The sequence below is a fragment of the Haloferax sp. AS1 genome (assembly GCF_014530665.1).
Classification (GTDB): Archaea; Halobacteriota; Halobacteria; order Halobacteriales; family Haloferacaceae; genus Haloferax; species Haloferax volcanii.
In genome coordinates, this window is sequence record NZ_SPSA01000001.1 from 1,957,727 (window position 1) to 1,975,060 (window position 17,334).

12 protein-coding genes and 2 pseudogenes are annotated in these 17,334 nt (G+C 57.2%); 8 read left to right on the forward strand and 6 right to left on the reverse strand.

Annotation, left to right across the window (positions count from 1 at the left end; all coding sequences use genetic code 11):
- Window positions 1-76: 76 nt before the first annotated feature.
- Both E4P24_RS10420 and E4P24_RS19005 read right to left on the reverse strand, forming a co-directional pair.
- A complete protein-coding gene (locus tag E4P24_RS10420) occupies window positions 77-862 on the reverse strand; it encodes a winged helix-turn-helix domain-containing protein (RefSeq protein ID WP_223173911.1) in 786 nt (261 codons plus the stop codon).
- Between the two features lie 225 nt (window positions 863-1,087).
- Window positions 1,088-1,432, reverse strand: a complete 345-nt coding sequence (locus E4P24_RS19005; RefSeq protein ID WP_223173912.1) for a hypothetical protein — start codon at window positions 1,430-1,432, stop codon at window positions 1,088-1,090.
- 1,728 nt (window positions 1,433-3,160) lie between these two features.
- Here E4P24_RS19005 and E4P24_RS10430 point away from each other — a divergent pair.
- The gene (locus tag E4P24_RS10430) at window positions 3,161-4,405 is read left to right on the forward strand and encodes a hypothetical protein (RefSeq protein WP_006601188.1); all 1,245 of its coding nucleotides are present in this window, start codon (window positions 3,161-3,163) and stop codon (window positions 4,403-4,405) included.
- 15 nt (window positions 4,406-4,420) lie between these two features.
- Here the strand turns inward: E4P24_RS10430 and E4P24_RS10435 are convergent, their stop codons facing one another.
- Entirely contained in the window at window positions 4,421-6,835 is a 2,415-nt protein-coding gene (locus tag E4P24_RS10435) for a TraM recognition domain-containing protein (RefSeq protein WP_394354812.1), read from the reverse strand.
- Window positions 6,836-8,948: 2,113 nt separating this feature from the next.
- On the opposite strand from E4P24_RS10435, the gene E4P24_RS10440 reads away from it, so the two are divergent.
- Window positions 8,949-9,797: a DNA-binding protein gene (locus E4P24_RS10440; protein WP_115861114.1), complete on the forward strand. Its 849-nt coding sequence runs from the start codon at window positions 8,949-8,951 to the stop codon at window positions 9,795-9,797.
- Window positions 9,798-9,906: 109 nt separating this feature from the next.
- Here E4P24_RS10440 and E4P24_RS10445 read toward each other — a convergent pair whose 3' ends face one another.
- On the reverse strand, window positions 9,907-10,362 hold the full coding sequence (locus tag E4P24_RS10445) for a hypothetical protein (protein ID WP_188148448.1): 456 nt from the start codon (window positions 10,360-10,362) through the stop codon (window positions 9,907-9,909).
- Complete coding sequence (locus E4P24_RS10450) at window positions 10,363-10,977, reverse strand: winged helix-turn-helix domain-containing protein (protein WP_188148449.1); 615 nt, start codon at window positions 10,975-10,977, stop codon at window positions 10,363-10,365. It abuts the gene before it with no gap.
- Window positions 10,978-11,129: 152 nt separating this feature from the next.
- Between E4P24_RS10450 and E4P24_RS10455 the strand changes: the two genes are divergently transcribed.
- The gene (locus tag E4P24_RS10455; RefSeq protein ID WP_188148450.1) at window positions 11,130-12,521 is read left to right on the forward strand and encodes an ATP-binding protein; all 1,392 of its coding nucleotides are present in this window, start codon (window positions 11,130-11,132) and stop codon (window positions 12,519-12,521) included.
- Between the two features lie 123 nt (window positions 12,522-12,644).
- Window positions 12,645-13,571: an ArdC-like ssDNA-binding domain-containing protein gene (locus tag E4P24_RS10460; RefSeq protein WP_188148451.1), complete on the forward strand. Its 927-nt coding sequence runs from the start codon at window positions 12,645-12,647 to the stop codon at window positions 13,569-13,571.
- 96 nt (window positions 13,572-13,667) lie between these two features.
- Here E4P24_RS10460 and E4P24_RS19315 read toward each other — a convergent pair whose 3' ends face one another.
- Entirely contained in the window at window positions 13,668-14,090 is a 423-nt protein-coding gene (locus tag E4P24_RS19315) for a hypothetical protein (protein ID WP_345776364.1), read from the reverse strand.
- A gap of 529 nt (window positions 14,091-14,619) precedes the next feature.
- On the opposite strand from E4P24_RS19315, the gene E4P24_RS10470 reads away from it, so the two are divergent.
- From E4P24_RS10470 to E4P24_RS19025, 4 genes and pseudogenes are all read left to right on the forward strand, one after another.
- Window positions 14,620-15,549 carry a transcription initiation factor IIB family protein gene (locus E4P24_RS10470; protein WP_188148453.1) on the forward strand — a complete coding sequence of 310 codons (930 nt, stop codon included), beginning with the start codon at window positions 14,620-14,622 and terminating at the stop codon, window positions 15,547-15,549.
- Between the two features lie 313 nt (window positions 15,550-15,862).
- Window positions 15,863-16,373: pseudogene (locus E4P24_RS19015) on the forward strand (winged helix-turn-helix domain-containing protein).
- Window positions 16,374-16,823: a hypothetical protein gene (locus E4P24_RS19020; protein WP_223173913.1), complete on the forward strand. Its 450-nt coding sequence runs from the start codon at window positions 16,374-16,376 to the stop codon at window positions 16,821-16,823.
- 219 nt (window positions 16,824-17,042) lie between these two features.
- Window positions 17,043-17,285: pseudogene (locus E4P24_RS19025) on the forward strand (IS200/IS605 family transposon protein TnpB); the annotation flags it as partial.
- Window positions 17,286-17,334: the final 49 nt, after the last annotated feature.

The window sequence follows — 17,334 nt, forward strand, 5'->3', positions numbered from 1 at the left end:
ATAGTCATTCCCTGAGACGGCATCTCAGTTCGTGAGACACAGTTCGATCAGTACACAGATTTCACGCGTAGAGTCGCTACTTCTTGGTGCTCATCTGAGTCACGTTGAGCCTGTCCGCGTCGCGTTTGTAGCGTCGATAGAGGTCGACGGCCCACTTGCGAGCCTCGGGGTCGTCGGTTGTGACCGAAGCAATCGGGAGGGATGTCTCGTCGTCGAAACCGCCGACGATGACAACGTCGTCGATGATACCCATGGTGAACGGCAGTCCGGGGTGAGTGTATAGCGCGGGTGCTTCAGCCGACGCGATGGTGTCGAACGCGTTCTTCGAAGCGTTCCGGTCCGCTTCGAGCGCCAGCGGCGTACAGATAGCCTCGAAGTCCACGTCGTTTCGGGCGTGTTCAATACCCTGTTCTGTGACCTTCGGTGGACACCCTGCGACGACTAGACTCCGCGAGTGCTCGAACGACGCGAAGTGTTCGAGCCACGGTTCGATGGGCGCGTTCGGATTCTGCGGCGTGGCGACGTGGAGGTCGGCGTCGGCGAATAGGTGGACATGACGCGTGAACTCCGGTGCCGAAATCTGAGCGAGGAGGGGTTCTAATCGGCCGGCCGCTGCGACCGACCGCTCGAACCGTGACACGGCATCGGCCACGGCACAGCCCGCTCCGGTCGTCCGGTATCCCGTGGGCGTCTGCTCGAGCAAACTCTCGTCGGTGAGTGAGGATGTCCATCGGTAGGCCGTTGCACGCGAGATGTTAAGTTCGTCTTGGAGCGTCGACCGGTCGAGCGGCCCATCTCGGGTCGCATCCAGCAGCGGTGCTTGGTCCAGTAACTGGTGTGTGTCCGGTTCGTGGTGAGCCATGTCCTCGGAACGGACTTGGAAACCCTAAGTGTACCTCCGGCAAGCGGCTGAAGGTTGCCGCCCCCGCTGACGTCGCTTTCGAACACGTCACCGAATCCACTCGTACAGCTCGAGGAAGCCGAGCGACCACACGAGTCCCCCGATACACCGCTCTGTTTTCACGGTTCGATGTGATCCCGGATAAGTGGTTGGTCGCGCACCTTGATGTGGCCCAACAGCCAAGACTCAGCGAGCATTCGATTTGATTTTCATGTCGAGCTCGTCAATCAACTCCTCAATTCCCGTCGTCATCTTTCGGAGAACCTTCTGTTCCGACCCATAAGTCCAGTTGAAAATCCCGCTCGCTCCCCCACCGACGACGATCTTTAGGAACCAGGTCGTCCTAGTCATCTCTTCGAGGATAATCGTTACCTGCATATTCGAGTTCGTCCGCCAAAATTCGTATTTCTCAATCAGTAACACCGCGAACCCATCTCCTGTGTGAGATTCCTCCGGAGAAAATCGCTCAGTTAGTGCGTCTATGAGGTCCGAAAATTGCCCACCTGTGACAGTATAGTTCACGACTCTCATACCGGTTCATTTCAACGAGGGTACAAAACTTGTGGACTTCATCAGCTCCGCACACTCTTAATTGATCACGCCACGAATTCACGTGAGAGGGAACGCCAGACACGAGAGCACGAACTCAACTGGGCCAGCCCAGCGGACACAAGAAAGAATCGCCGTCTGTCCGAGTGTCGTGGAATCTCAATAGTCGCGCCGCGTGAATTCAGATACCTGTTCCAGCAGTCGTTTGAGCTGCGGGGATTGCCGATACCGGATACACCCGCTTCGTCTGTTGTGTTCGATGACGCCCGCGTTGAGTTTCGGCAGCGAGGTGTGATGTAGACACCGTTCGATTCATGTTTCTTCGTCATCGCCCACTTGGGCTTGTGGTTGAACGCCAATATACCGGGGCGTCCGTTTCTCCATCGGCCACTCATAACGGGAATTCGACTCTCGAGACTGAGCGGGGGCGGGCGGCCTCGGACCCACACACCGCCCCGAGGCTAATCGACGCGCTCCCATCCACCGTGGCTGGCAGGTCGTGGCGCTCGGGACGGGTTTGGTGGCTGGGTTGTCGTTGCGGTGAGTTGCAGTCGGTGTGTTGGTGAGTCGGTGGGTTACCATACCTCTGCTTCGATTGGAATACACCCACCGTCTGTCCCGCAACAATAGACTTCACCGAAGCGGTGTGTGGCCGTATCTTCCTCAATGAACAAGCGAGATCGTTCGAACGATCGAAAACCTTCGTGATAACGAGGCATTCGGTGTCTCGAACTACGAGTTCGTCGAGAGCAAGTGCGTTCGATTCGAGAGCGAACACCTGTCATGACACATCTGGGACCGTGGCCTCGTTCAACTCGGACAGACGTACCCAAAGGGACACCACCATCTTCTGAGGCTACTGTGTACAATGGTCCTCGGATGGCACAGGCCACAGTCAACTGGCCTTCCTCGTCAGGGCACAACGACTGGGGCGTAACGCGACGTGGTTCCCACGAGTTAGAACGCGAGCACACCAACATCACAGCGCCACTGCTGGACCGACCTGCCAGCAAAACACGTCCAAAGGTACGTGCAAGCATCTACTGGAAGCCACGTCACCCTCACGCAACCCACTTGGTTCGAAGGGAAGAGAGTTGAAACTAACTGACCGTTCTCGATTTCGTCGCGTCCACGTTTGAGACCACCGTCAGAACCCCCTCTTCAAGTCGAGGCGAACACACCAGTACCACGTCAACGGGTCCCAAAAGCGAGAGTTCGGCGTGTTCGACTCTCTGCTTGGAACGCGACGATGACCAGTACTGAGCAGGCATCAACCCCGACCAACGACGCCAACCGAGAATTTGAAAACCGCCCATACACCACCTCTCTGACGTGGTGTACTGGAGAATAGCGGATTCGAGTATACCTGAACACAGGCGGATGGGTGGTGACTTTCGATACAACGGTGGTTCTCCTTCAATACGAATCGCACATCTGAGCGGCCCTAGACGCCAACACCAAAAGATTCGTTCGAGGTTCATTCCCTCTTGAGGCTGTGGTCCTCGCCTGTATCTACACCCAAGTAAGCCACAACTCACATACACCCATACGGGAAATCGGCGTGGATGTACACCCCTGAAAAATGGGGCTGTAGAGGGTGTATTGACGAATCACTCACTTCCGCCCCAGTGTAGAAATCGAGGGAATCGACCCACCGGTGTAGCAGCACGAAATAGCTATCTATGTGTCCACGAGACCATCGAGTACCCAATGACCCCACCCCTACCCACACGTGATACACTCCCCGATACTCTCCTCGAACGAGACCACTGGGTGGGCTGGCGTAAACAGACACGTGGTGGAGACGAAACGAAGGTGCCTGTCTCGGTGAACGGCGGCTATGCCTCTGCAACCGATGCGGTGACGTGGACGACCTTCGACGAAGCGCTCGCGTATGCAAGGGGTGGCGCGGCAGATGGTGTTGGCTTCGTGTTCAGTACTGACGACCCATATGTCGGTATTGACCTCGACAAATGCCGCACTCGCGAAACGGGCGAGACAGAAGCATGGGCCACAGAGATCATCGACCAGCTTGCGTCGTATACAGAAATCAGTCCGTCAGGGACGGGCTATCACATCATCGTCCGTGGATCATTGCCGCCAGGAGGCAACCGAACAGGGAACCTCGAACTCTACGAACACGCGCGGTTCTTTACGATGACTGGCGACCACGTCGACGAGACGCCCACGACGGTTGCCGACCGAACAGACGAACTCACCGCAATCCACGGTGCGTACTTCGAGACACAACACACCCAGAGTGGCACACAAACATCGAACACCCCGAATATCACTACGACATCGAGCACTGTCGACACGCCAGGAAACGACCTCACCGACGAGGATGTCGTTGAACGGGCATCGAACGCAGCCAACGGGCCGAAGTTCAGCCGACTGTGGAAAGGTGATACGAGTGCGTATGACAGCCACTCAGAAGCCGATATGGCGCTGTGTTCGATCCTCGCATTTTGGACTGGCGGAGACACAGCACAGATTGATCGACTGCTCCGAGACTCTGGACTGTATCGCAAGAAATGGGACGAAACGCATTTCGCCGATGGGTCGACGTACGGCGAAAAGACCATCGAGCGATCGGTTTCGGGGACGTCCGATTTTTATGACCCCTCACAGTGGTCGACCGAAGTCCGTCGGTCATCGTCGCGCACAGACACCACCCGGACTGGACGTGCGGACCACCAGACACCACACGATCCGACGTCGGTCACACCAACCGACAGTACAAAGACAGCCACTCCCCGCGATACCGACACTCTCGAACGGCTCAAAGACCTGCAGAGCCATCTCGAATCGGTACTCGAAGAGAACGAACGACTACACGCGGAGTTAGAAACCGAACGCGAACGGCGACGTGAACTGGAAGCAGCGGTCGCTGCAGGAGACGAGACAGACGAAAGTGATCGTGGGTGGTCGCTATTTGGGTGGTTCAGACGGTAGTCACGTCACCGATCCTCACGAGTGCGAAGCATCTGACTGTAACTCTTGGAGGGTGTGCATCTCGGTGAATCCGGGTTGGTGAATCTGGAACGACGATGGCGGTGAATTCGAACTATAGGTCTTTTCGACGCGTGGGTACCCCTCGTTTGGCTCGTTGAGGGCACGAAGAATCTCATGTGCATCGCTTCGATTCTTCACGACCCACACTGCGGCTTCGGGATCGCACGCAGCCATCTTGTCATAGTCTTCGGGGACCGCAGTCAAGATATCGTGATTCGCTCGTTCAGCTTCAAGTGTGACGACGATGTTTCCATCCTCATCGAGACAGACCGCATCGAGACGCGAGCCTTCGTGTTCGAAGTATGAAACGGCCTCGACAGCCGCGGAGTCATCGTCTTCGACGAACTCTGTTTCGAGATATCGTCGGCCAAGTTCCACCATGACGACGTGGAGACTCGACTCACTGAGATCGCCTCGGCCGTGGCCGTGGGCAATACCTTCGCGGTGGCGAACTGCAATCGCACGGCGGCCTTTTGGGGTGACTGTATAGAGTTTGTGTGGATACGTACAATCGACCGACAGCGACCCACCATCGATGAGTTCTTGAACTTCCTGATATCTGATGCCGGTGTATTCTTGGAGGCGAACCATGCTGTCATACAAAAGGTCGTACTCGAACTCGGGATCGAATCGACGTTGATGTGCAGAGTAGACCGCTTGGAGAAAGCGCAGTTGGGCGTCGGTAAACGCGCTACTGCCGCGTTCGACGGCTGAGAGTTTGAGTGGGAGTTGTGAGAGTGGGATTTCGTCGCGGTCGACTGCTTCGAGGCTGTGACAGCATTGGACGGCGTTTTTGATGCCCGTGAGTGTTGGGTCGTATCGAGTCGAACACTCCTCACAGACGACGACGTGAACTTCGGGGTCATACCCCACCATTGGGGGAAGACGCGACGTGTAGGGCAGCGCAGAGTTGATACGCGCATCGGGAGTCGGCGCATTCCGATCTGGGTATGGGTCTGGTGGTGCGTCTTCGGCTGGCGTGTGTGCGGACGTGGGAGTCGCGCGGTGTGTCGACGCTGCAGAATCATCGAGCGGTGCTGCTTCGCGGTGGCCCAGCGGCGTGTGTGTCTCTTCTGTGGTGGTCCGGCTGCCAATCCCCGAGACGTTGAGACCAGACGCTTGGGCGGTCCGAGCAGTACGCAACTCGAGTGCAGCCGCGTATGCTGTCTCACGAGCGGGCGAAAACGGGTCATCACTTTCTGGGTGGCCAACTGGAAGCGGTGGGCTCTGGAGGACGAACGGCTGTGGCTCTGGTTGTCCAAACTCTGCCGGGAGCGTCGCGAGCCACTGGCCACGGCGAAGCGCGCGGAGTCGATTTTGTACTTCCGTTGCGGGACGGTCGGCTGTTGTAAATCGCCGGCTGAACTCGGGGTCGACTGCGACGTTCCCCGTGATAATCGTCGAGACGTTATTGAGGACTTCACGATAGGCCTCTGGATTGGCCTCTTTGAGTTGTGCAGGAAACTGCATCGCCAAGGTAATCGAGAGGCCGAACGAACGAGACTGGGCAAGGAGATCTGACAAGAGCGATGATGTCGATAACTGCGCAGCTTCTTCGAGATACAGATTCACGAGTGGGTGGTCTGTCTCGTCGTCGCCCTGCTGGGTCCGGCGTCGAAGGGCGGTCCACAACGCCGACAGAAGGACGAGCGTGATGACGCGCTGTGAAGCCGGCCTGAGGCCCCCTGTCTCGATAATAATGACTGCGTCTTCATCGATGAGCCTCCGAAGGTCGAATTCCGGATCGTCGCTATCATCGTCTGGAGTATGATTGAATACCTGTGCAAGTCGGGCATCGATTGGAATCTTCTCGATGCGGTTTGCAACCCCTTGCATGAGCTCGTCGAACGAGCGCTTGGAGTTAGCAGCGACACCAGCGAGCATCGCCTGGAGGTCTTCATCAACGACTGGTGGTGGGTCGCGTGTTTCGTGTAATCTGGCGACGGCCGTCTGGAACTCACGATGGCTAAACGCGTTCGAGCCGTGGATCGGATCAAACATCGCTTTGAGCACGTAGCGAATGATGTCGGGTGACCGAACCGCCTGTTCGAATCTGTCACGACCCATGATACCGATCAGGATATCGATATAGTGGTCGACGACGTCCTCGACGGCGGTCGTGCGGTCGATACCTGCATCGAGTTGATCACGAATGTCGAAAAACGACAGTGCGGGGAGTGTCTCTGTGCAATCGAAATAATAGACATCGTCGAGAGAGCCGTATTTCGCATAATGTGCCTTGAGATAGTCGTCGGCCATCCCGTCGCCTTTGGGGTCGATGAAGATATCAGCGCCATCGGTTGCTGCGTGATTTGCGAGAAGCGCCGCAACGAGAGTCGATGATTTGCCAGAGCCGGTCCGGCCGAACATACCGAGATGGAGTGGCTGGAGTGCGGGCGGCAGTGAGATAGGGACGGCTTCGGCATCGCCGTCGGCCGTCTGTGCATGGCCAAGTGTGAGCCCTGCTGTTCGATACCGCTCAATCCGATCACGCGGTGGGCGTGGCAGACCGTGTTCGTCTGTCGGTGTGGGCGCGAGCCCACGGTGGGCTTCTGTCGGGAGGGTGGCCGCATCGACGAGACACAGCAACGGGAGTTCACACCCATCCATGACGAGTCCACGACTGGCATGGTCGGTCCACGGAAGTCTCGCAGTGAGCTTCGCGTGTTCTGGGTCAACCACGACGCGATTGCGTAGTGATTCGTAGATTGATTTTGCGCGATCGCCGTCGTGTATGCGACCTTCGATTCGGTAGTGGTCGCCATTGAGATGCGAAAACGCAGTCGATACTGGGGTGCAGTCGGGCAGTTGTGCACGCTGGTCGATCGTTGCCGCAACTGCCCGAGCGGTGACTACAAAACTGTGTTGTGCGTCTTTTTCGTCGAGTGCATCCACTCGCGAGCGGACCCTTGGATCAGAGACGTTGTTTTCGGAGTCTGTAGACAAAACCCAGTCCTCGAAGAACCGCTGGAAGGCTGTCTCTCGACCCTGTTTGAGCCGTTGTTTTCTGTCAAGGGCGTGGTGTCGCCAGTCTGGATACGGCCGCACGAGTATCTGGACGGCCATCGGCACGGACGCGTCCGCAAGCGCGCTCACCACCGTTGCGAGTGGCAGACGGCTCTGTTTGTCGGTGAACTCATCGTATCGAGTGAGCGTGGTTTGCCAGTCTTCACGCCGGTCTGTGACGCCCACGAACTCGACCGCTCGGTATCGTGGTGGTGCATACGATTCGAGGGCCCTATCGTCTGGGTCGGCGTCAGCGTCAGCAGGCGAGAGACAACGCAGTGGGTCTGTCATTGTCGTCGAAATATCGAACGAATTCGGAACGAGCTCTCGACACCACGCTTCGATCGTCGATGCGAGGGCAGTGTCGACGCTCAGGACGTACTCGATGGGTCCTGTGTCTGACCCATCAGTGACGAGTACCCATTCGAGGGTGGACGGAGTTTTGGTCGACGCTAAGAGGTAGTACAATCGAGTAAACTGTGCGGTGACAGTCGACGGGGTAAACGTATCCGCAGTTGGCGAGAGGTGGATGAAGGCTCGGTCGGTGGTGGACGAAATAATACATTTCACTCTCACTCAGTAGGCATAATCTCTTCTATATCTGTGTTTTCAGAAATAAAACTAGATAGAATTGCATTAATGTTTGATAATTGTGCTGCTACTCGACTTCTCATTGACACCGTCACTGGGTTTGTGACTCAGTTGGCGTCTTTTTCACGCTTGATCGCTTCTCACCCCAGCACTGGCGGCTTGGCGAGGTCCCCAACGTAGTCACCCGTCGTTGTTAGCTTTCGTTGCTTTTCGATCGAAATGAGTGTGTCGTGCCACATCGTGAGTGCTATCTCTGGACCCAGGATATCGATGACACCGTCAGTGAGGAATCCACGAAAGCCCCCGAACGCTCGACGGCCGCGACTCGCTGCGCGCCTCGTTCCTGCGGTGCTTGCGTCGTCGGGGCACGCCGAGCGTCCGGCCCCTTTCAATCCCACCCCTAGGCTGTTGTGTGGCTGACGATGGCTGTCGGTAGCCCGGTGTGGTACGAACGGCACGCCCCGCTCGCCGCCCTGTGCCCGCCGTACTCACTCCTCACGTCGTTCGTGACGAGTTGCTCCTTGCAGTCGCACTCGCATCGCTCGCACCCTTCCGGTGCGCCAGCACCAAGCGCGCTGTCGGTCACGACGCCCTCGCTGGCTCGGTCGTCAGACACGAAACCGGCTTGTGTGCTGGCCGCTCGCGGCGGCCAGGCCATCGGGTCGCTCACGATGTTCGCGCCCCGAGTCTCACCTCACTGCGTTCGGTAAGCTGGCGCGCGGTGCTGGCTGTGTGTCCGTCGTCGCGCGCACGCCTTCCGCGCCCTGCGGGCGCGATGAAGGCGCGAAAGGCGTGCGCAGAGCCAGTTGGGCGAACGAGAGAGCCGCGGCTGGAGAGTCGTGGTGTCGGAAGAAGACGCCGAGTGAGCGCCTTTCAGGTAACAGCAATGAGTAGTAAGAAGCAGTTCAGTACTAAAGTTTCGCACTCCGAACTCCCCCGAGCGGTCGACGACGACGTGGTTGGTGAGACGCCAGCGCTCCATCCCACGGTTGAACTCGAGATTCAAGCCAAAGTTGACCTGAACAATCCTGAAGCGGTTAGTCGGGGACTGACCCTCGCGGAAGAAGAGCGGCTGGCTGCGCGTGAGTGGGAGATCGAACAGACGCGTGCACGGTGGGACCGGAGACAGACGTCGAGTCGAGAAGCACGGACGGCGACGGCGGTGGAGCAGTCAAGTATTGAAGCAACGCGTGCGTTCAAGAAGCGTGCGGGGTGTGTGAATCGGTGGGCCGACCCCGAGGAGGTGGATCCGCGTGAGCAACTGACGGCTGAACAGTTGGGCGTTGTGAACAGGGAGGCGGCACGGATGCAGTCGAAACTCGATGCGTGGTCGCGGGCGGCAATCAGCCGGCGTCTGGCCGAAGTAGTCGCAGACGGGAACTCGATGATGAGCGCGGTCGTGGGTGTGTTCGAAGCGTTGCAACAGGCACCAGGGCGGGTGATTCCGATTGCAGCGGTCAGTGAGGTCAGTCATCGAGAGGTGTCAATCGAGGGAACGATTACGCAGTTGTGGGAGTCGTCGAACGCGGCGATTCAGCAGGTGGGCCTCATCGAGGACGATACGGGACGAACGAAGGTGACTGTCTGGGAGAAATCGAGGCAACCGGCTGTGAGAGAAGGCGAGCGGGTGACGCTGCGGAACGTCGCAAAGAGCTGGTACGGTGGGCGCGTGTCGGTGGCTGTGACGGGGTGGTCCGACATCAGCTTCCCAGAGCGCGAGGCGTGGTGGGAATAGCCAGTCATCGCACCCTTCTTTTTTGCTATGTGCCCGGCCGACCCAGACCCCACCTCCCCACCCACCGCTCCGTGCTCGCACCTGCGGTGCTGCGCGCGCAGCCACAACCTCACGACGGATTTTCGGCTGTGTTTAGTGCGTCGAACGAGGCCGTTTCGTACGCTCGACGCCAGAGTTGATGCACCGCTCGTGCAACGAGCATTGGCTCTGTTGTCACGATATAGGACTGCTCTACGTCGCCCGAATTTGCTTCGGGTGGCGTATGAAAGTGCTTCTCTGGTGCATCCGGTTTGGGACGGTAATCGTAGCGGAACTGTACACCACATTCATCGAGACAATGGAAACTGTAGTACTGACGCTGGAACCAGCGAATATCGAACCGACACCACGTCGCCTCGGCAATCTCATCTCGGAAGTGAATCTGTAGCTTCGTTGGGTCAAGGCGACTATCGAATCCGGCATCTTCGACGAGACCATCAGCACGTGTGCAGACTGTGCGAATCTCTTCAAGTGTGACATCATCGATTGAGCCAACAGGGCCCTCAATGTCCGCCTCGTCTGCCATCTATGCAGTCGATTGAGATTCGTCGTCCTGTAGTGCACCCCGGCTGCGGATCGTGTTTTCACGATCGGATAGCCGAGCTGCTGCAGATCGGCTATCATCTGGGTCGAAATCGTAGAGCGTCAGCGCAGCTTGGGCGATCTCAAGATTCTGCTCAATTTGCTGCCACCGAGTGAGGTCTGCCCACCCGTCAGCACCGGACTCCAATTCCAAGGTCAGCTCGTCGACGGTCGTCGCGTCGTACTGTTCTTGGATCGCTTGACGTTCATCTTTCAGTTCTCGGATTCCCTGTCGAATCTCGTCTTTCGTGTGCTCGCGGTGAATGTCGGCGATCCGCCGCATCGCCAGCATCTGTGGTGCGCGCATGTAGCGAGTGGCATCACCGGCTACAATTCTTTTGACACGACCGGTCTCAGCGAGCGCTGAGAGGTGCTTCCGTGCAGTTGGTTCACTCATATGGGCACGTTCAGCAATTTCGCTGGCAGTTTGTGGATTCGTTGTAACGTCGATTACCTGCCGAATACGTTCGAACGTCGTGGTATCTGCTTTCCAGTCATCAATGACTGTCTCGTTGACGTCACCTTGCCACGGTGTTGTGGGGGAGCCTGCTCCGGTCACTGGTCGTCGTACGAGCGCAGTAAGTAAAATAGATTTGCTGGAAATTAGTAATTTTAGCTGCTTGCGCCCGAATCTGGTTAGTAAATCACGATTAGTAAAATCACAATTAAGATAATCAGAACGACTATCATCTACCAAGCCAAACACAGACTATGTCTCGGCCTTCCTTCGTCAACCGCGACGACGAACTCTCGTTTCTTCGATCCCGGTTCGACCGTGATACGGCGGAGTTGCTCGTCATCTATGGCCGGCGGCGGCTTGGAAAGAGTGCGCTCGTCCGTGAAGCAATTCGTGACCGAGACGATGCGGTGTACTGGCAGGCGACCGAAGAGACTCCGGACGTACAGCTCGCAAGCTTCGTTGAGACCGCTCGCGACACGTACCCAGTCGTTGACGATATCAAGCGTGACTGGGAGACGATTCTCAAGACGCTTGGACGGCAGGACGCAGTCGTTGTTATCGACGAGTTTCCGTACTTGATCGAATCCGACGATGCAGTTCCCTCGAAGATACAGCGGGTCTGGGACCTCCATCTCGAACAGACGGCGGCGTCGTTGGTACTCGTCGGGTCGTCGATCAGCGTTATGGAAGAGAAAGTGCTCGGAGGCGGGAGCCCGCTGTACGGACGTCGGACCGGAACTATCGACCTCCCACCACTTGCGTTGGCCGACGCACGACAGCTGTACCCCACAGACGACCCAGAGACAACGATTGAGACGTGGAGCGTCTTCGGTGGGACGCCGTACTACCTTCAGGCGCTCACCCCAACGGCATCGCTCGCGGAGAACATCCAGACACACGTCCTCTCCGAACACGGTGTGCTCCACAACGAGCCAGAGTTCCTCCTCCGGACAGAGTTTGGGATTCGAGAGCCACAGACCTACTACACAGTCCTCCGCGCGATTGCGACAGGAAAGCGCGAGGCGAGTGAGATTGCTAACTTCGCCGGTATCGATTCGAACGCACTCGGATCGTATCTCGCGAAGCTCCGTCGACTGCGACTGGTCACACGGGATATCCCGGTCACGGCGAATCCCAATGCGACGCGAAAGAGCCGATACCGACTGAATGAACCGCTGTTTCGGTTCTGGTTCCGTTATGTGTACGGTCAAGAAGGGAAGCTCGCCCAGCTCGGTGACAATGCTTTCGAGGAGTTGGTCACACCTTCGTTCTCGGAGTACATGGGCTCGATGTTCGAACTCGTCTGTCAGAATGCGCTCCCGTCGTTAGTTCCCAATACCTACCACGGGATTGGCTATTGGTGGCACAAGCATCATGAACTGGACGTTGTCGGCCTGGCGAGTGACGGCACGCTCGTCGCTGGGGAATGCAAGTATACGCAGCGAGAAATGAACGAAGGCGACCTTGCGGACCTAGAACGGAGCGCTGCGCAGGTCGACTGGACGCCACCGGAGGGTGGTGATCCGACGTACCACTACTGTTGCTTCGCTCGTTCAGGATTCTCTGACGGCTTGCGAGCGGTTACTGACGAGCGCTCGGATGTGTCTCTGTTCACGCCCAACGATATCGTGGAGAGCCAGTAGCCTGCGACTGACGTAGTAGAGGCCTTCAGTCTCCTCTGTGAGATATGTGTCGGTGGTGAGATTTTGGCTATTTTGTCACCCCCTGACGGGTGCGGGGCGTACTCAGTATCCCGCGGAATTCAGATGGCAACCACAGAACCAACCCCCAGAGAAGCATCGTTCACTGACCGATCGACTCGCGACGACGAAATGCATCTCGCCGTCGACGAGTGGTTAGCAGACCTCCTTGCCGACGTCGAACAGGCTCGAGAAAGCGAGGTGTTCAAAGATTGGTTAGACGTCCAGAGTCGGTTCCACGACTACTCGGCTCGCAATAGCCTCCTCATCGCACTCCAATGCCCGGAGGCGACTCGCGTGGCTGGATACAGAACGTGGCAAGACGACTTCGACAGACAGGTATCGAAAGGTGAGTCGGCACTCTGGATCTGGGCTCCAATCACGGCGAAGATGTGTCCAGTGTGTGGAGAGACGAAAGCCAGACACGACGAGGACTGTGGGAGCGGCGGGGTCCAATACGAGGAGTGGACAACCCAACTGCTTCGGTTTAAGCCAGTTCCAGTGTTCGACGTCTCCCAGACTGAAGGCGAGTCACTTCCAGCGTTGGAAACAGCATCGTCCGGTGTGGCTGCTGACTTGGTTGTGTCACTCTGTTCGGCCGCAGACTCGCTTGCACTTGACGTTAGCCTCGTCCACCCGTCAGACTGGTCGCACGGTACTGCACGTGGCATCTGTGAGTTCCCTCCACGTAGTCGGCCTCATGTCAAGGTACGAGAACGGCCAAACGATGCTGACATGGCGACGACACTCATCCACGAGTTCGCTCACGGATTGCTGCACGCAGATCGGTCGAACCTGCCAGAACGAGCACGCCGAGAGGTCGAAGCAGAAGCAGTTGCGTACCTTATTGGTCGATACGTTGGCCTCGATGTGAGTGGCTCTGCGTTCTACCTCGCAGCGTGGGCTGGCGAGGACGCCGACTCGATTTTCGAGCGCCTGAATCGGATTCGATCGATCGCGAAGTCGATTCTCGGTGCGATACGAGTGGATTAGTACAATTCGGTCAGGGGCTGTGAGCTGCTGAGATTTTTTCACCCCCTGACGGGTGCGGGGGCACTCAGGTGCGCTCGATGACCACAGATGACTGTCTCAAACGACCACAAGCGACGCACAACAACCAGCAGTCCAGCCCACGGTCACGACCTCGTCCGCGTCACCGAATGGGTGCCTGGAAGCGAGCCAACCGATTACGAAATCGAACTCTCTGACCTCGATGGCTACCGGACGAGATTTTGGCGCTGCCGGAAGTGTGGCCAAGAACGGACCCGTCAACGGGAGTTCCACGAACCCTGCACAGTCGTCGATGGACAGACACTCCTCAGTGACGGTGGCTACTCTCTCAATGACTCCCGGACGTGGAAAGCACTCACCGAAGAGATGGACATCCGATTCGGTGATGTTGGTCCCATTTATCAGGTCGACTCGCCGAGTGGGAAGTCGTACGAGGTTGACGTTGAAGCGGGGACGTGTTCGTGTCCAGACCACCGGAAACGTGGTGTCGAGTGCAAGCATCTCCGACGCGTCCTGTTCGAAATCCGAACGCGGGTGCTGCCCAAGCCGACTGGCCGCTTCGCAACGTGTGAGCAGGAGACGAGGCGGCTTCGCAATTCAAACTAATTGGTGAAAATCACAATTGAAACCGGGAGTCCCCCCATGGTTCTACGTTCAGCGAGAAATTTTGTCACCCCCTCAGGGGTGCGGGGCGGTATGCCTCGCTGATTCGAATGCGAACAGACACAACCCAACGAGTCGGGAGTATCGTCGAGCGGACTGAACAGGGCCACGAACTCGTCGTCGTCACCGAGTGGCGGGCAGCGGCTGAGACGCCACTGACTGCCCTCGCGTCGTTCGACCAAGATCGGCGTCGATTCTGGCGGTGTACGGAGTGCGGTCTGGAACACGCGTCCAGAGCTGCGTTCGATCCGGAGTGCGCAGACAGGTCGGCTGACGCGACTCTCGACTAATCTCGAACCAGACCGACCGCTGTTTTATCACCCCCACAGGGGTGCGGGGTGCCGAAGAAGCGCCTCACAGAGAACTCATGGCACTGAGAGACATCTACGAGCGAACATTCGACGAATCGTGCGGGAAAACTATTGATGCGACTGACTGTCCCGAGTGCGACGGCACGCTCACAACGGAGGGTGGCGAAACGGGGTGTGACGAGTGTGGCCTCATCGTCAACCAGTACTACATCGACCACACCCACGGCCCGCGTGTGTTCGATGACGACCCAGAACCGACGCGGCGGACAGGAAGTCGGCTCACACCTACCCGACACGACTACGGTGTGTCTGCAGAAATCGGTTACAAGCGTGATGCGAACGGGAATCGTGTCTCATCGAAAAAGCAGTGGCAACTTCATCGACTTCGTCGTGAACACCGTCGGGCACGCTACGGGTCGAAAGCAGAGCGAAACCTTGCACACGCCCTGCAGGAAATCGCACGGATGTCGAGTGCTCTTGACCTCCCACGAGGTGTGGTCGAAGAAGCAAGTCAGGTCTACCGACAGGCACAACATCGTGATCTCATTCGTGGGCGGTCGATCGAAATGATGGCTGCAGGGAGTCTGTATGCGTCGTGTCGTTGCCGTGGGCTTCAGCGGCGACCAGGCGAGATTGGCTCGGTTGCTCGGTGTACTGCTGACCAGTTGCGAACTGGCTATCGTGCACTCAAGGTCGACATGGAAATCGAACCACAGATTGTGACGGCACGAACGTACGTCCCGCGGCTTGCGTCGGACTGCCGTGTGACCTCAGAAGTCAACGCACGTGCGTACGAACTCGCCGAGCTCGCAGACCGTGAACGGATAACGAACGGACGAAATCCCGCGGGCGTGGCCGCAGCGTGCCTGTACCTCGCTGGGAACGAACTGGAACGTGGGAAGACACAGGCGGAGTTCGCAACAGCTGCCGACGTAACGGTATCGACGCTTCGGGCACGGTACTACGAACTGCGAGAGTACGTCTGAGAAGAAATTCTTGACTACTCTTCGTCGTTAGGTGGCCGGCGTGAGAGTCTCTCGAACCGAGATTGCGCTGTGTCAATTCTGCCTACTGTTTCATCGGGTTCGTACGTTCCGTTCCCGTAGTCCCTATTGGTGATTGTAACAGTCAGGACAGCGTTTTGTTTCCTTGCACGCCATGGCAATCTCCGTCTTCATCCGTGGCGAGTGCGATGACACCAACTGTATCTTCTATAGACACTTCCCAGTCGTTCACGCATCATATCTCAAATTATCCTAAACACAACGACATATTGAAGAAAAGTGCTTACACAAACGTATGACTGGATTCGACCCTTCACCTGACTCTGATTCCGCTCGGAGAAGGTGCCAAGAGGGAACAGACACGTTTGACCGTCTATGATGTTGCGTTGGGTGTTACGTCGCCCACCGCGTACACTGATATCGCAGATAGCGGACTGCTCACCTAACGCTGCGAAAAAACACCTTGAACGACTCGCTGAGATGGGGATTGTCCGAGCAGACAGGGACAGCCGACCGGCTCAGTATGAGCGGAATGAGGGATATCTGGAGTGGCAAGACGCCAGTCGAATTGCAAATGAACTCTCTGTCGAAGAGATCATTGAGCGTGTGAAGGAGCTCGAAGAACGACGACGGGAGTACGAGACACAATTCGAGAGCACATCTCAGTGTTCGACTACGGTGACCACGACACGATTCACGACCGCATGACCGCGGTCAGTGAGTGGCAGGGAGTGATTCGGGATCTTCGGTTCTACGAGCTTGCACGCCAACTCTCCCAGAATGACGGGCACCTCATTCCAGCCTAAATGAGCACACCACCTGAAGACCCAGAACCGAATTCAACTAGGCCTCCAGAGCGTCAGACTCTACGATTGCTTGCGCGACACCTCGCGTCGGATTCGCTCGTGATTGAGACAGAGTTCGACCCGGACTCCTACGAACCACGACTCCTCCACGTATTGCTTGGTGCTGGCCGATACCCCGAATCGATAGAAACGGCACGACTAGATGTTCGGTGGTTCATGACTGGTGACTTTTCGATTCACTATGTCGAAGCGCATGACGACGGATCCCAATGGGAGTGCCGCTGGGACCGACATCCAAACAATCACAACGCACGGTTGCATTTTCACCAGCCCCCAGATGTAGCAGAGGTCACTGACCTTTCTTTGTCTGCACTCCCTCCTCTCGCAGTGTACTTGACTGTTCTCACAGCAGTTGACCAGCGACGTGAGACTCTGTGGTCGAATGACTAAACCCTATTAGGGGACCCCGTCTCTCGATGAGAGAGAAGTGGGTCTCTTAGGCCTTTGTGCTGTCATCAACTGGCTCCGTCTCAGTAATTGCAACCGGGAGTTCGATATTGAGATCCTCGTACCACACCGTCGACTTCTTTGAGCAACCAACCTGCTCGAACTCGACTAGTCCGAGTGTTTCGAGTTCCGAGAGGTTGTGATGAACCTGCCGAACGTCGCGACCGACGAACCAAGCGACGTGACCACGCCCAGGACGCGCTCGCCTGTGACTTCATCGAACGCCTCTACGACGAAGATGTTTTGACGGTGTCTGTCGGGGCGTTGACGGACGTGTTGGAAACACACTGGTCGGTCGAGACGAACGCGAAAACGAACAATTTCTGGGTGTTCCGAGCGTTCGTGAATCGACTGGTGTGTCCCGTTGAGGAATACAATATCTCGGTGCGCTTGGGGACTGACTCATCAAGCAAGAAGGTGCGACGCGGGGGATCCAGTATCGGCTCATCGAGCC